Here is a 14290-nt window from a genome sequence, read left to right on the forward strand (position 1 = left end):
CGCGCCCTTAAAATTCCAAACGGTTCCGGCCGAGATCGTGGACAAGCCGTGAACCGTCTTTGAGGCAAACGCACGCGGCCGCCGGAGTCGTCTCCGCGGCCGCGCGACGTGTTCACCGATCGGAGCGTTCAGACGCCTCGCCCGCGCGATCGTGCAGGCGTTCTCTACGACCAAGCTCGTCGAGCAGACTCTCTATGCGCCCGTCGAGCGGCGAGCGGACAACAGTCCTGTAGCTCGCCTTTAATTCTTGGCCGATCGCGTCTTGAACGTCCCGACTCAAGGCTAGGCCCAATTGATCGGCGGCGTTCATCTCCGGCTCCGTGGATTTGTGTTTCAAGGAGCTAATGCAAAGACAACGCGGCTGCCTTGAGATCGTTTCTTCCCGCGCGCGAAATCGATCGATGCGGGGACGCCTCAGGCTCCCTTGGTGATCGCCACGACTCCGAAGGCGGCGACGTTGAGAGCGATGGCGTAGGTGGTCAGCAGCTTGAACGGCTTCAGCCGCTCGGCGACCTTCGCCGGATCCCCGGTGAAGGCGCCCGCGAGGAGCAGGACGTAGAGCGCGGGCAGCCAGTCGAGCGCGTAGCGCTGGACGTTGTGCTGGGAGAAGCCGTTGGAGTGGTAGAACAGGGTGATCCCGCACACCACCGCCGCCACGAGCAGACCCACGAGCAGCTTGGCGTCGGCGCGCGCGTAGAGCAGGTAGAGCACGAACGGGCTCGCCGCCAGCAGCGAGGTTCCCATCTGGTCCATCTTCACGATGTCGGTCATGTACTTGCCGCCGAACTCCATGTGGAAGCCCTGCAGGAACATGTGCGCGACGTTGAAGACGAGGTAATCCTTAGAGAACAGTCCGATGTCGAGGATGCGCCAGGTGATGAAGTTGCGGTCTGCCTCGTTGGGGTAGAAGGCGATGTACTTGTAGCCGGTCTCGAGCGGCGCGCCGAAGCGGACCCAGTTGTAGAAGCAATAGATTCCGATCGCGGCGAGTACGGGAAGGCCGAGGCGAAGGGCGTCGGCGATCGTGGCGCGATCGAAGGCGATCAGCTTCGCGCCCTTGGGCCTCGACAGCGCGAACAGGAACGGCGCCAGGAACAGCGCCATCTGGCGCGACAGGAAGGCGAGGCCGATCAGCGCCCCCGCGAGCGCGATCCGGCGGTCGAGCGCCGCGAGGATCGCGAGGCTCACCAGCGCCAGCGCGACCGCCTGGGCGAAGAACCACACCGCGTCGCCCCGCAGCGCGACGTAGATCGCGGGGGTGCCGAACACGAAGGCGAGGGTGGCCCAGGCCCGCGCCTCGGTTGTCAGCCCCAGCCGGCCGGCGATCGCCCACCAGCTCCAGCCGGTGACGGCGCAGAGCAGCGTCGAGATCACCACGAACCCGGAGGCGTCCGGGCCGAACGCCGCGACCAGCGGCGCCGCGACGAGCGCGGGGACCGGCGGGAAGATGACGTAGATGCGGTCCATGAAGACCGCGCAGTCGCTGTCGAAGCAAGACGGGCTGAAGAACCGCCCATGGAGATAGGCGTCGGCCAGCAGCGCGTAGGAGTTCGAGCCGCCGGTCTCGCGCAGCGCGCGATAGGCCAGGGCGAAGACGAGCGCGAAAGCCAGCGCGCCGGCGACCGCGGTCACGACGGTCCAACGATCGAACCGACGGCGTTCGGCCGCGACCTGCGCGGCGTCGGTTGCGGTCATGGCGTCAGGGCTCCTCACGTCTCAGGCGGTCGCAGGGTGCCACGGACTGTTGTGCAAAGGGTCAACGGACACGCTTAACGAGTTCGACCCCCGCGGCCGCAATCCCGCCATGGTTTGGGCGAGAACGCCGGGCACGGTTCCGGTGGGACGATACCTTTCCGTTTGGACCGATCGCGGCGCCTGGAACGAGCCGCGACGATGGGAGTGAGACGCAATGGCCATCGCGACAGTGACGAACGACGCGATCGACGATCTGCGCTTCGTGCAGATGTTCGATCCGGACGCGGCTTTCGATTACGGAACCTCGACCGAAGTGTCGCTCGTCAGCGACGACGGATACGAGCTGGTGCTGCAGGGGACCGGCTTCGACTTCAACCGCTTCGACGAGCCGACGGACGGCACGATCACCGACATCTTCCTCTACGATCCGTCGGGCGACCTCGTGGGACGTTTCGATCAAGTGTCCTATTCGCTTGAGGAGTACTACGACCGCGTGGCGGTCGACGGCCGCCCGTCGGGCTTCGTGGCGGACCTGCTGTCGGGCGCCGACTCCGCGACCGGCGGATCGAGCGACGACTACCTCGAGGGCTACGGCGGGAACGACACGATCGCAGGTCTCGGCGGCGCCGACATCCTTGACGGCGGGACCGGCAACGACCGCCTCGACGGCGGCTCGGGGAACGACCAGCTCTACGGCTATGACGGCGCGGACGTTCTCGTCGGGGGAACCGGGGACGACGAGCTCTATGGCGAGCGCGGCAATGACCGGCTCGTCGGGCAGGACGGGGCGGACCAGCTCTACGGCGGCGACGGCGCGGACACCCTCGACGGCGGCGTCGGGAACGACCGCCTGGAAGGCGGAAACGACGCCGACCGGCTGGTGGGCGGCGCTGGCAACGACACGGTCGGCGGCGGCTCGGGCAACGACATCCTGTTCGGCCAGGACGGCGTGGACCGCCTCTACGGCGACAGCGGCGCGGACTTCCTGGTCGGCGGCGTGGGCGCGGACCGGCTCACGGGCGGCTCGGGCGACGACACCTTCCGCTACGACTCGATCGCGGACCGCGGCGACGTGATCTTTGATTTCACCCGCGGCGAGGATGAGCTCGAGTTCAAGGCGTCGGGCTTCACTGGGCTGACGGCAGGCTTCGGGCTCGTGGTCGGCGCCGACCCCGACGCCGTCGGATCGGTCGGGAGCTTCCTGTTCGACACCGATTCCCACAGGCTCTACTACGACCGGGACGGAGGCGGATCGGCCGGCTCGCTCTACATTGCGACGCTGGACGGGGTCAGCACGCTGTCACGCAGCGACTTCGACATCGTCTGAGGTGCGCGGGATCCCCTACGTCGATCGACGAGGCGCCGCGGCGCCTCGTTTCTCATGAGGAGTCCTGTGCCGCACGTACCGACGCGTTTTGCTCCGCTCGTTCTGGGGGCGGTTCTCGCCGCCAGCTCGCCTGTCATGGCCGAGGCGCCGCCTCCGGGGAGCGCCGCGGTCGAGGCTCCCGCCCCGGCGGACGAGGCTCCCGCCCCGGCGGAGCAGACGCTCCGGGGTCTTATCCGCGAGGCCGCGGCTGCGAACGGCGTGCCGTCGGAGCTGGCGGAGGCCGTCGCCGAGGTGGAAAGCGGGTTCAATCCGAAGGCCGTCGGCGGCGTCGGCGAGATCGGGCTGATGCAGGTGCTGCCCTCGACGGCGCGGATGCTCGGCTTCCGCGCGCCCTTGCCGGAGCTGTTCGATCCCGAAACCAACGTTCGCTACGGCGTGCGCTATCTCGGCGAGGCGTGGCGGAAGACGGGCAACGACATCTGCGGGACCGTCATGAAGTACCGCGCCGGCCATGGCGAAACGCGGTTCTCGCACCTGTCGGTGGCTTACTGCGTGCGGGTGCGCGCGATCCTCGCGGCCCGCGGCTTCGCCGTCACAGGCGTGGTGCCGGTCGCGACCTTCGGCGCCACCGCGAACGCGGCGCCGGCCGGCGTGCGGCGGCTCGCCAACGGACGGGTGCGGATGCGCTTCAACTGGCGCACGGTCGACAGTCGGCGGAAGGCGCTCGACCGCGCCGGCAGCGCCAGCTTGGGACTGATTGCGCGATGACCGCTCCCGTCAGCCGAAAAAATGCCCAGACGACCTCCGGCGGTCTGGACGTCACGCGCTGTGCAAGGCATGTGACGTCGGGGCAATGAATGCGACGTCGACGGCGAGCCGGCCGATGCGCGCGAAGGATGACGCGGGACCGCGTCCTAAGGCGAACATGGCGACTGCGCATCCGGGCGCTCTGACCGGCCGCAAGGAGATTCTCCTCCTGCTCCTCGGCTTCGCGGCTCTGGTCGCCGTGGGCGCGTCCTCGATCTGGCTCGCTCAGCGAAACGCCGCCTTCAGCGACCAGATCGCGCGGACGCTCGAGTTCCGGGCCGAAGTCCGTCGCATGCTGGTGCTCGCGCAGAACGCGGAGACCGGCCAGCGCGGCTATCTGCTAACGGACGACCCCGCCTACCTCGCGCCCTACGAAGCGGCCCTGGCCGATCGCGCCAAGCGGACGGAACGGCTTCTGGCGCTCGCCGGCCCCGCCGCGGGCGTTCAGCGCGAGCGGGCCAACGCCCTGCTGAAGGCCGTGGGCGCCAAGCTCGACGAGCTCGCCGACACCGTCGGGCTTCAGCGGCAGGGTCGGCGGGACGAGGCGCTGGCGCTCGTGAAGACCGACCGCGGCCGCGAGGCCATGATCGCGGTGCGACGGATCGCGGAGGAGATGGTCGCGCACGAGGACGCCCAGTTCGCCGAGGGCTCCGCCGCGGCCGAACTCAGCGCAAGGTGGCAGCTGGCGGTCGTGCTGCTCGGGCTTCTGCTCGCCGCGGGGCTCGCCTATGGCGCGCAGTTCCTTGTGCGCCGGCAGGCGAAAGAGATCGCGACCGCCCAAGCCGAGCTCAGGGCGGCCAACGAGGGGCTCGAGGCGGCGGTCTCGGAGCGCACGTCCGAACTCGTCAGCGCCAACCAGGAAATCCAGCGCTTCGCCTACATCGTGAGCCACGACCTGCGCGCGCCGCTTGTGAACGTCATGGGCTTCACCAGCGAGCTGGATGCGGCCCGAAAGATGTTGAAGGAGCAGTTCGAAGTGATCGCGGAGAACGCGCCGGAGCTGCTCAGCCCCGACGCCAAGCTCGCGGTGGAGCAGGACCTGCCGGAGGCGATCGGCTTCATCCGGACCTCGACCTCCAAGATGGACCGGCTGATCAACGCGATCCTCAAGCTCTCGCGCGAGGGACGCCGCGTGGTCACCCCGGAGACGATCTCCGTCGCGGACATGGTGACGGCTATCGCCTCGACGATGCACCAGCAGACCGCGGCGGCGAACGCCGAGATCGTGGCGGCTCCCGGGCTGCCGGTTCTCGTGTCGGATCGGCTCGCCGTCGAGCAGATCATGCAGAACCTGATCGAAAACGCGGTAAAGTACCTCGATCGCTCGCGCCCGGGCCGCATCGTCGTCTCGGGCCGGCGCCGGGGGCTGTTCGTGGACTTCTCAATCGAGGACAACGGCCGCGGGATCGACGCCAAGGACCACGAGCGCGTGTTCGAGCTGTTCCGCCGGGCGGGCGCCCAGGACCAGCCGGGCGAAGGGCTCGGCCTCGCCTTCGTGCGGGCGACGGTGCGTCGCCTTGGCGGCACGATCCGCCTGGACTCCGAACCGGGCCGCGGCTCGACCTTCCATCTGACCTTCCCGGCCGTGTATCGGCCCCAGTCCGAAAGCAAGGCAGCATGAACACGCAGCGCCCCGTGACCATCGTGATGATCGAGGACGATGGGGGTCACGCCCGCCTGATCGAGAAGAACGTCCGCCGCGCGGGCGTGAACAACGAGATCCGCCACTTCGCCGACGGCACCTCCGCGCTCGCCTTCCTGCAGTCCGAGGAGGTCGCCGCCAATGGGCCGATGCTGATCCTGCTCGATCTCAACCTGCCGGACATGACCGGGATCGACATCCTGACCGTGCTGAAGGCCCACGAGCGGCTGAAGCGCGCTCCGGTGATCGTGCTCACCACGACGGACGACAAGGTCGAGATCCAGCGCTGTTACGACCTCGGCTGCAACGTCTACATCACCAAGCCGGTCGACTACGAGACCTTCGCCACGGCGATCCGTCAGCTCGGCCTGTTCCTCTCCGTCATGCAGGTTCCCGACGCATGAGCCCAGACAGCGCGTCCCGTCCAGGGGCGCGGCGCATCCTCTACATCGAGGACGACGCGGGGCTCGCCCGGCTCGTCAGCCGCGACCTCACGCGCGCCGGCTACGAGGTGCAGGCGGTCGCGACCTGCGCGGAAGGGCTGGCGCTGCTGACGGCCGAACGGTTCGACGTCATCGCTCTCGATCATTTTCTGGCCGGGGAGACCGGGCTCGATCTGCTGCCCGCCATCAAGACGCTGCCGCACGCGCCGCCCGTGATCTACGTCACCGGCACCGACGAGGGCCGGGTGGCGATCGCGGCGCTGAAGGCCGGCGCGGTGGACTACGTCATCAAGGACGTCGGCGGCGAGTTCCTGGACCTGCTGCGCGCCTCGATCGCCCAGGCGATCGAGCAGGTCGAGATGCGCCATCTGAAGGAAGCCGCGGAACGGGCGGTCGTCGAAGCCCGCGACCGCGCCGAGACGCTGCTGCGCGAGGTCAATCACCGCGTCGGCAACAGCCTGCAGCTGGTCTCCGCCTTCGTGCACCTGCAGGCGGGCTCGATCCCGGACGGACCGGCGCGCGACATGATGCGCGAGACCGAGGCGCGGATCATGGCGATCGCGCAGATCCACCGGCGGCTCTACACCTCTGACGACGTGCGGGTCGTCAACATGTCGGATTACCTCGTCGGCCTCGCGGAAGAGCTCGCCAGCACGCTGCGGACGATCGAGCGGCCGCATCGCATCTCGCTCGCGGTGGAGCCGGTGAAGGTCGCGACCGACCGCGCGGTGTCGCTCGGCGTCATCGTCACGGAGCTCGTCACCAACGCGTTCAAATACGCCTACCCGCCGGGCGAGGAGGGCGAGGTGCGCGTGCAGCTTCGCCAGGACGGCGCGATGCTGACGCTGGTGGTCGAGGACGACGGCGTCGGCATGAGCGAGGAGGCCGCGCCCCGCGGCACCGGCCTCGGTCAGAAGATCATCCGCACCATGGCGCAGGGCATCCAGTCCCGCCTGGAGCGCGACGCCGCGCACAAGGGCACGCGCGTGATGCTGGCGTTCCCGGCCTGAGGCCGTTCAGCGGCGCTCCGAGATCAGCCGGGCCATGGTGGCGCGGGTCTCGGCGAGGCCGAGGCCTTCGCGGCTCGACGTGACGAGGATCTCGGGAAAGGCCGCGGGCCGGCGCTTCAGGGCGTCGAGCGTCTCCGTCATGCGCGCCTCGCGCTCGCCGAGCTTCACCTGGTCGAGCTTGGTCAGCACGATCTGGTAGGAGGTCGCGCTCTGGTCGAGCAGGTCGAGCACGTCGCCGTCGACTGTCTTCAAGCCGTGACGGCCGTCGATCAGCACGAGCACGCGGGCGAGGCTCGCGCGGCCGCGCAGATAGGACTTCACCAGGCCGGTCCACTTCCGCACCTGATCGACCGGCGCCTGGGCGTAGCCATAGCCCGGCATGTCGACGAGGTAGGCCTGGCCGCCGAGATCGAAGTAGTTGAGCTGCTGCGTGCGGCCGGGCGTGTTCGAGGTCTTAGCCAGCGTCTTGCGGCCGGTGAGGGCGTTGACGAGGCTCGACTTGCCGACGTTGGAGCGCCCTGCGAGGGCGATCTCGGGCCGATCCATCGCCGGCAACTGCTCGAGGCGGGCGGCGCCCATCACGAAGTCGCACGGGCCGGCGAACAGCCGCCGGCCGATGTCGAGGAAGGGGTCTTCGGCGGGCTCGTCCGTCATTGGATCCGGGGCGCGGGCGAGGGCGTCAGCCCTTCGCCGCGTCCGTTGGCTTCTTGCGTTTGAAGGTGTCGAGCACGTTGCCCAGCAGGTCGATCTTCACCCCCTGCCGCTTCATGATGACGGCCTGCTGCACGATCGACAGGAAGTTGTTCCAGCTCCAGTAGATCACCAGGCCGGCCGGGAACGAGGCCAGCAGGAAGGTGAAGAACACCGGCATCCAGGTGAACACCATCTGCTGCGCGGGGTCCGCAGGCGCCGGGTTGAGGCGCATCTGCAGGAACATCGTGACGCCCATGATCAGCGGCCAGACGCCGATCATCAGGAAGTGCGGCACGTCGTAGGGGAGCAGGCCGAACAGGTTGAACAGCGACGTCGGATCGGGCGCCGCGAGGTCGTGGATCCAGCCGAAGAACGGCGCGTGCCGCATTTCGATGGTGATGAACAGCACCTTGTAGAGCGCGAAGAAGACGGGGATCTGCACCACCACCGGCAGGCAGCCGGCCAGCGGGTTGATCTTCTCCTTCTTGTAGAGCTCCATCAACTCCTGCTGCTGCTTGACCTTGTCGTCCTTGAAGCGTTCGCGGATGCGAGCCATTTCGGGCTGCACCAGCTTCATCTTCGACATCGAGACGTAGGATTTGTTGGCCAGCGGGAAGAAGATCAGCTTCAGGATCACCGTCACGATCAGGATCGCGACGCCGAAGTTGCCGACCATCTTGTAGAAGAAGTCGAGCGCGTAGAACATCGGCTTGGTGATGAAGTGGAACCAGCCCCAGTCGATCATCAGCTCGAAGCGCTGGATGCCGGCGCGGTCGGCGGTCTGGGCGCCGAGCGCCTTCTGCCACCAGCTTGGGCTGTTCTCGTAGGCGTCGATCACCGACACCTGCTTGGCGCCGGCGAAGAGCTGTCCGGCGACCGTGGCGGTCGCGCCCGGCTGCACCGTCAGGGGGTCGAGCAGATAGTCGGTCTGGTAGGTCTTGCCGCCCTCGGTCGTCGCGGCGAAGCGGGCGTTGTAGGGCTTGTCCTGCGGCGGCACGAGGGCGGCCGCCCAGTACTTGTCGGTGATGCCGAGCCAGCCGCCCGTCGGACGGAAGGTGCGCGGGCCGTCGTCGGTGATCTTCTTGTAGGCGAGCTCCTGCAGGCCCTGGTCGCCCATGACGCCGATCAAGCCCTCGAAAAGCACGTAGTAGCCGGAGACGTGCGGCTCGCCGTGACGGGAGATCAGCGCATAGGGATAGAGCGTCGCGGCCTGGCCGCCAGCCGCGTTCGCGACCTCGTCCTTCACCGTGAACAGGTAGTCCTTGTCGACCGAGATGGTGCGGCGGAAGGTCAGGCCCTGGCCGTTGTCCCAGGTCAGCACCGCAGGCGTCTGCGAGGTCAGCGGGCCCTGGCTCTCGGCCTTCCACTCCGTCTGCGCGTTGGGGAGTGGGATCTGGCCGCCTGGCGCGTTCACGAAGCCGAACTCGGCGTAGTAGGGCTGCGGGCTGCCGATCGGCGCAAACAGCACGATCTCGGGGCTCTTCGGGTCCACCGTCTCGCGGTAGTCCTTGAGGGTGACGTCGTCGACGCGGCCGCCGATCAGCGCGATCGAGCCGTGCAGGCGCTCGGCGTCGATCGGGATGCGCGGGCTGTCGCGCAGCGCGCCTTCACGGGTCTTGGCCGGCGCGTTGGGCGCGGCCTGGCCGCTGGGCTGGGGCGCGTTGGCGGCGCCGGGCTGAGGCGCGTCGCTCTTGTCCGCGGTGAGCGCCTGCTGGGTCGCCTGCTGCTGGCGCTGCGCGTCGATCTGCGGCTTCGCGAAGAAGAACTGCCAGCCGATGAGGACCAGCGCCGAAAGCGCGATCGCGAGGATTGTGTTGCGGTTGTCCATCGTCGTCCGCTTTGGGGCGGTCCTCAGGCAGGCGGGGGAGGGGCGGCGGACGCGCGGTCCGAGGGACCGCGGTCGGCTCGACCATGGGCGCGGCGCAAGGCGTCGCCGACGTCTCGTACGATGCGGGCGAACTCGGCGTCCAGCACGGCGCGCCGCGCTACGAGCACATAGTCGCAGCCGGGCCGCGCCGAAGGCGCGATCGCCAGCCGCGCGGCGACCCGGAGCCGCCGCTTCATGCGGTTGCGCTCGACGGCGCCGCCGACGCGCTTCGTCACGGTAAAGCCGACACGGGGCGGCGCGGCGGGATCGCTGCGGTCGCGCATCTGCAGGCCGACGAGTGGTCCGCCGATCTTCACGGCGTCGCGGGTGGCCGCGACGAAATCCGCGCGGCGGCGCATCACGTCGAGCCCGTCCGCGATCTTAGGCATCGGCGTCCCAGCCGGAGGCGGCGCGACGCATCCGCCGTCGTCAGGCGCTGAGGCGCTTGCGGCCCTTGGCGCGACGGGCCGCGATCACCTTGCGGCCGCCGACCGTCGCCATCCGCGCGCGGAAGCCGTGGCGGCGCTTGCGAACGAGCTTGCTGGGCTGGTAGGTCCGTTTCACGGGTCACTCTCCGGTCGTCGCGACCGTTCCGCCCCGCCCTCCGGCGTGAAGCTGGCGCGGCGCGGCCAAAACAAAACGGCCCGCGTCAGACGCGGGCGCGGCACGGGGCGGCTTATAAGGGTCAGGCCCCGTCCAAGTCAACGGCGTCGCGCGCCACTAGGGCCGCCTCCTCGGTCTGCCCGGGGGCCGATCGACCCTTCCTCTGACGGCGAAGTGAACGGGGCGATAGGCTGTCGACGGTTCTCGCGCGGGCGGCGGATCAGCCTATAAGGGCGGTATGGACGCATCTGACCAGCCGCTGGACGACAGGCTTCCGCCGCGGCGCCCGCTGTGGCGCCGGCTCGGGCCTGTCCTCCTGCTCCTCGCGCTCGTCGCCGCCGCGTTCGCCGGCGGCGTTCATCGCCTCCTGTCGTTCGACGCCCTCGTCGCCCACGCCGGGGCACTTCAGGGCTTCGTCGCCGGAAACGGCCCGGTCGCTGCGGCGGCCTATGTCGCGGTCTATGCGGCGCTGGTCGCCATGTCGCTGCCCGGCGCGCTTGTCGCCACGCTGACGGGCGGCTTCCTGTTCGGCGGGCTCCTCGGCGGAGCGCTGGCCGTCGTCGCCGCCACCACGGGCGCGACCGTCGTCTTCCTCATCGCGCGCACGGCGATCGGCGACGCGCTCGTCGCCCGCGCCAGGGGGGCGATCGCCCGGCTGGCCGACGGGTTTCGCGAGGACGCCTTCTCCTATCTCCTCTTTCTCCGGCTCGCGCCGGTGTTTCCGTTCTTCGTGGTGAACCTCGCGCCGGCCGCGCTCGGCGTGCGGCTGAAGACCTTCGTCGCGGCGACCGCGCTCGGCATCGTGCCCGGAACCTTCGCCTTCGCCTTCGTCGGCGCGGGGCTCGGCGGCGTGGTGGCGCAGGAGGCGGAGCGCCGCGGCGCCTGTCTCGCCCGCGGCGGCGCGGACTGCGCGGCGCGGCTCGATCCCTCCACCCTCGTTTCGACGCCGATCCTGCTGGCGCTCGGCGGCCTCGCGGTCGTCGCGCTGCTACCGGTCGCCGCGAAGCGCCTGCGCCGACGCAAGGGGCCCGCCGCGTGAGCGACATCCTGACGCCCGATCTCTGCGTCATCGGCGCGGGCTCCGCCGGTCTGACGATCGCCTCCTCGGCCGCCGGTCTCGGCGCCTCCGTGGTGCTCATCGAGAAGGGCGAGATGGGCGGCGACTGCCTGAACGTCGGCTGCGTGCCCTCGAAGGCGCTGATCGCCGCGGCGAAGCGCGCCCACGCGGTCCGCTCCGCGGGCGCCTTCGGCGTGCGCGCCGGCGAGACGGCGGTCGACTTCGCCGCCGTCATGGCGCACGTCCGCGGCGTCGTCGCCGCCATCGCGCCGACGGACTCCGAAGCCCGCTACACCGCGCTCGGCGTCCGCGTGGTGCGCGACGCCGCCCGTTTCGTCGACAGGCGCACGGTGGAGGCGGGGGCCTTGCGCATCCGCGCCCGGCGCACGGTGATCGCCACCGGCTCGCGCCCCGCGATCCCGCCGGTGCCGGGCCTCGCGGCCGTGCCCTACCTGACCAACGAGACCGTGTTCGGTCTCGCGGCGCTGCCGGAGCGCCTGCTGGTGCTCGGCGCGGGACCTATCGGGCTCGAACTTGGACAGGCCTTCCGCCGGCTCGGCTCCGAGGTCACGATCGTCGACGCCGGCCCCCCGCTCGCCCGCGAAGACCCCGAGATCGTGGCGCACACGCTGGGCGCCCTGAAGCGCGAGGGCGTCGCGCTGCACGCGCGGGTGACGGTGGTCGCCGCCAAGCGCGTCGCGGACGGCGTGGCGCTGGTGATCGACGAGGGCGCGGGCCCGCGCGAGATCGCCGGCACGCATCTGCTGATCGCCGCGGGCCGCACGCCGGCGCTGGCCGACCTTGGGCTCGAGGCGGCGGGCGTTCGCCACACCCCGGCGGGGCTCACGGTGTCCCGTTCGCTGCGCACCTCGAACCGGCGCGTCTACGCCGCCGGCGACGCCGCGGGCGGGCCGAACTTCACCCATGTCGCCGGCCATCAGGGCGGGCTGGTGGTGCGGGCGGCGCTGTTCGGCCTGCCGACCGCCTTCGACGCGACGCCGATTCCGCGCGTCACCTTCACCGACCCCGAGATCGCGAGCGTGGGCCTCGACGAAGACGCCGCGCGCGCGGCGCACAAGACCATCGGCGTGTGGCGGTGGCCGTTCCACGAGAACGACCGGGCGCGGGCCGAGGGCCGGGTCGCGGGCCATCTCAAGGTGATCACCGACGGACGCGGCCGGGTGGTGGGCGCGAGCCTCGCCGGCGAGCAGGCCGGCGAGCTCATCCACCTGTGGGCGGCGGCGGTCCAGAAGAAATGGGCCTTGACGGAGATCGCCTCCCTGACGCTGCCTTACCCCACGCTCGGCGAGATTTCGCGGCGGGCGGCGATCCTCCACGTGGCCGACCGTTTGACGAACCCCTGGGTCGGCCGCATCATCCGCTTCGTGCGGAAGCTGCCCTGAAGAAGCGCGCGCCACCGGTCGTCATGACGCTCAGTTCCCCCAACGTCCACCTCCGCCGCAAGCTCGGCCTGTCCGGCAAGCTGCTGGGGCTCACCGTCGTCTTCGTGATGATGGCGGAAATCCTCGTCTACGTGCCGACGATCGCGAACTTCCGGCTCAACTACATCGACGATCAGGTGAACCGGGCGCGCACGGCGGCTCTCGCCCTCGACGCCGCGCCTGAAGGCGCGGTCGAGGAGACGCTCGCCCGCCGTCTGCTGAAGAGCGTCGACGCGCTCGCCCTGGTGTTGAAGACCGGCGACGCCCGGCGTCTGCTCGCCGTCGCCGAGATGCCGAGCGAGGTCGCCGTCACCATCGACCGGCGCGATCCGGACGACGCGGCGGCGATCCTTGACGCCTTCGACACGCTGCTGAACGGCCACAAGCGCCTCGCCCGGGTGGTCGACGTGGCTCCGAACCAGGGCGACTTCATCGAGATCGTCGTCGACGAGACGCAGCTGCGCCAGGCGATGCTGGCGTTCTCGCGCACCGTGCTGCTGCTCTCGCTGCTGATCTCCGCCACCACCGCGGGCCTCGTTTATCTCGCCCTTGACCGGATGATCGTGCGCCCGGTGCGCCGCCTGACCGAGACCATGGTGCGATTCGCCGAGGCGCCGGAGGACGCGAGCCGCATCGTGGTCGCCTCCGACCGCGCCGACGAGATCGGGATCGCGGAGGCCGAGCTCGAGCGCATGCAGAGCGAGATCCACGGCCAGCTGCAGCAGAAGTCCCGGCTCGCAGCGCTTGGCCTCGCGGTCTCGAAGATCAACCACGACCTGCGCAACCTGCTCGCCTCCGCCCAGCTGATGTCCGATCGGCTCGGGACGGTCTCGGACCCGACGGTGCAGAAGCTCGCGCCCAAGCTGATCGCCACGCTCGACCGGGCCATCGCCTTCTGCCAGTCGACGCTGTCCTACGGCCGCGCCCAGGAGCGTCCGCCGCAGCGCCGGCCGGTGGCCTTCGCCGACGTGGTCGAGGACGTCCGCACGGCGCTTGGCGTGGCGCCCGGCGGCCCCGTGCGGTTCTCCGCCGCGGTCGAGCGCGGGCTGACGATCGACGCCGACCCCGACCAGATGTTCCGCATCCTGCTCAATCTCGGCCGCAACGCGCTGCAGGCCTTCGAGGGCCGGGGCGCCCCGGACCCGGACCGGGACCAGATCCGGATCTCCGGCAGGCGCGAGGGCGCCGTCGCGGTGCTCGAGTTCTCCGACACCGGCCCGGGCCTGCCTCGGAAGGCGCGCGAGCACCTGTTCGAGCCCTTCCAGGGCTCCACCCGCACCGGCGGCACGGGTCTCGGCCTCGCCATCGCCGCGGAGCTGGTGCGCGCCCACGGCGGCTCCATCAGCCTGGTGGACGGCGCCCTGGGCGCGACCTTCCGCATCACCGTGCCGGATCGCCCGATCGACCTGCAGGAGCACGCGCGTCAGCGCGCCAGCGCGTGATGGGCGTCGTTTTTCCTGCGCCGGGCCGCTTGCATTCCCCGCGGCGAGCGGCTAACACACCGGCCTCCGCCGAGGGGCTTCACCGCCCCCGGCCAGCGCGCCCGTAGCTCAGCTGGATAGAGCACCAGACTACGAATCTGGGGGTCAGAGGTTCGAATCCTTTCGGGCGCGCCATTCTTCTTCAGATGCGAACGGACGGCTTGTGGGCGCTCTCGGCGCGCGCCGCAGACCTGCGCCGGCGGCCGGTTTGGCCGCGAGGCTC

Annotated in this window: 14 protein-coding genes and 1 tRNA gene; 9 read left to right on the forward strand and 6 right to left on the reverse strand. The window is 70.0% G+C overall.

Going from position 1 to position 14290, the window contains the following annotated elements; all coding sequences use genetic code 11:
• Nucleotides 1-112: 112 nt before the first annotated feature.
• The gene (locus METY_RS20925) at nt 113-310 is read right to left on the reverse strand and encodes a hypothetical protein (RefSeq protein ID WP_146035758.1); all 198 of its coding nucleotides are present in this window, start codon (nt 308-310) and stop codon (nt 113-115) included.
• 104 nt (nt 311-414) lie between these two features.
• Nucleotides 415-1695: a hypothetical protein gene (locus METY_RS17765; RefSeq protein WP_103122722.1), complete on the reverse strand. Its 1281-nt coding sequence runs from the start codon at nt 1693-1695 to the stop codon at nt 415-417.
• A 214-nt stretch (nt 1696-1909) separates the two neighbouring features.
• Between METY_RS17765 and METY_RS21670 the strand changes: the two genes are divergently transcribed.
• From METY_RS21670 to METY_RS17790, 5 genes are all read left to right on the forward strand, one after another.
• Complete coding sequence (locus METY_RS21670; protein ID WP_103122723.1) at nt 1910-3022, forward strand: calcium-binding protein; 1113 nt, start codon at nt 1910-1912, stop codon at nt 3020-3022.
• A gap of 135 nt (nt 3023-3157) precedes the next feature.
• Nucleotides 3158-3790 carry a lytic transglycosylase domain-containing protein gene (locus METY_RS17775; protein WP_244593723.1) on the forward strand — a complete coding sequence of 211 codons (633 nt, stop codon included), beginning with the start codon at nt 3158-3160 and terminating at the stop codon, nt 3788-3790.
• 157 nt (nt 3791-3947) lie between these two features.
• Nucleotides 3948-5450 (forward strand): sensor histidine kinase, encoded by a 1503-nt coding sequence (locus tag METY_RS17780; protein WP_244593724.1) that lies wholly within the window; start codon nt 3948-3950, stop codon nt 5448-5450.
• Nucleotides 5447-5875 (forward strand): response regulator, encoded by a 429-nt coding sequence (locus tag METY_RS17785; RefSeq protein ID WP_103122726.1) that lies wholly within the window; start codon nt 5447-5449, stop codon nt 5873-5875. Before METY_RS17780 ends, METY_RS17785 begins: the two co-directional genes overlap by 4 nt.
• Nucleotides 5872-6924 (forward strand): sensor histidine kinase, encoded by a 1053-nt coding sequence (locus tag METY_RS17790; protein ID WP_103122727.1) that lies wholly within the window; start codon nt 5872-5874, stop codon nt 6922-6924. Before METY_RS17785 ends, METY_RS17790 begins: the two co-directional genes overlap by 4 nt.
• Before the next feature lie 6 nt (nt 6925-6930).
• Here the strand turns inward: METY_RS17790 and yihA are convergent, their stop codons facing one another.
• From yihA to rpmH, 4 genes are read right to left on the reverse strand one after another with little or no spacing between them, the layout of a single operon-like run.
• Nucleotides 6931-7578, reverse strand: coding sequence for a ribosome biogenesis GTP-binding protein YihA/YsxC (yihA, locus tag METY_RS17795; RefSeq protein ID WP_103122728.1), 648 nt, complete (start codon nt 7576-7578; stop codon nt 6931-6933).
• Between the two features lie 25 nt (nt 7579-7603).
• Complete coding sequence (yidC, locus tag METY_RS17800) at nt 7604-9445, reverse strand: membrane protein insertase YidC (protein WP_103122729.1); 1842 nt, start codon at nt 9443-9445, stop codon at nt 7604-7606.
• A gap of 23 nt (nt 9446-9468) precedes the next feature.
• Nucleotides 9469-9873, reverse strand: coding sequence for a ribonuclease P protein component (gene rnpA / locus METY_RS17805; RefSeq protein WP_103122730.1), 405 nt, complete (start codon nt 9871-9873; stop codon nt 9469-9471).
• Nucleotides 9874-9913: 40 nt separating this feature from the next.
• Nucleotides 9914-10048: a 50S ribosomal protein L34 gene (gene rpmH, locus METY_RS17810; RefSeq protein WP_020179492.1), complete on the reverse strand. Its 135-nt coding sequence runs from the start codon at nt 10046-10048 to the stop codon at nt 9914-9916.
• A gap of 277 nt (nt 10049-10325) precedes the next feature.
• Here rpmH and METY_RS17815 point away from each other — a divergent pair, with 277 nt between their 5' ends.
• From METY_RS17815 to METY_RS17830, 4 genes are all read left to right on the forward strand, one after another.
• The gene (locus METY_RS17815; protein ID WP_103122731.1) at nt 10326-11126 is read left to right on the forward strand and encodes a TVP38/TMEM64 family protein; all 801 of its coding nucleotides are present in this window, start codon (nt 10326-10328) and stop codon (nt 11124-11126) included.
• A complete protein-coding gene (locus tag METY_RS17820; protein WP_103122732.1) occupies nt 11123-12547 on the forward strand; it encodes a dihydrolipoyl dehydrogenase family protein in 1425 nt (474 codons plus the stop codon). The genes METY_RS17815 and METY_RS17820 overlap by 4 nt, the downstream gene beginning before the upstream one ends.
• A 23-nt stretch (nt 12548-12570) precedes the next feature.
• On the forward strand, nt 12571-14028 hold the full coding sequence (locus tag METY_RS17825; protein ID WP_103122733.1) for a sensor histidine kinase: 1458 nt from the start codon (nt 12571-12573) through the stop codon (nt 14026-14028).
• Nucleotides 14029-14125: 97 nt separating this feature from the next.
• Nucleotides 14126-14202 (forward strand) — tRNA-Arg (locus METY_RS17830).
• Nucleotides 14203-14290 lie beyond the last annotated feature (88 nt).

The organism is Methylopila sp. Yamaguchi, assembly GCF_002897035.1.
Lineage (GTDB): Bacteria > Pseudomonadota > Alphaproteobacteria > Rhizobiales > Methylopilaceae > Methylopila.

Bases quoted from the DNA above. Each gene is read 5' to 3' on its own strand.
- METY_RS17790 (WP_103122727.1), top strand. From the start codon at position 5,872: ATGAGCCCAGACAGCGCGTCCCGTCCAGGGGCGCGGCGCATCCTCTAC.
- yidC (WP_103122729.1), bottom strand. From the start codon at position 9,445: ATGGACAACCGCAACACAATCCTCGCGATCGCGCTTTCGGCGCTGGTC.
- METY_RS20925 (WP_146035758.1), bottom strand. From the start codon at position 310: ATGAACGCCGCCGATCAATTGGGCCTAGCCTTGAGTCGGGACGTTCAA.
- METY_RS17765 (WP_103122722.1), bottom strand. From the start codon at position 1,695: ATGACCGCAACCGACGCCGCGCAGGTCGCGGCCGAACGCCGTCGGTTC.
- METY_RS17780 (WP_244593724.1), top strand. From the start codon at position 3,948: ATGGCGACTGCGCATCCGGGCGCTCTGACCGGCCGCAAGGAGATTCTC.
- rnpA (WP_103122730.1), bottom strand. From the start codon at position 9,873: ATGCCTAAGATCGCGGACGGGCTCGACGTGATGCGCCGCCGCGCGGAT.
- METY_RS17815 (WP_103122731.1), top strand. From the start codon at position 10,326: ATGGACGCATCTGACCAGCCGCTGGACGACAGGCTTCCGCCGCGGCGC.
- METY_RS17775 (WP_244593723.1), top strand. From the start codon at position 3,158: ATGGCCGAGGCGCCGCCTCCGGGGAGCGCCGCGGTCGAGGCTCCCGCC.
- METY_RS17785 (WP_103122726.1), top strand. From the start codon at position 5,447: ATGAACACGCAGCGCCCCGTGACCATCGTGATGATCGAGGACGATGGG.
- yihA (WP_103122728.1), bottom strand. From the start codon at position 7,578: ATGACGGACGAGCCCGCCGAAGACCCCTTCCTCGACATCGGCCGGCGG.
- METY_RS17825 (WP_103122733.1), top strand. From the start codon at position 12,571: ATGACGCTCAGTTCCCCCAACGTCCACCTCCGCCGCAAGCTCGGCCTG.
- METY_RS21670 (WP_103122723.1), top strand. From the start codon at position 1,910: ATGGCCATCGCGACAGTGACGAACGACGCGATCGACGATCTGCGCTTC.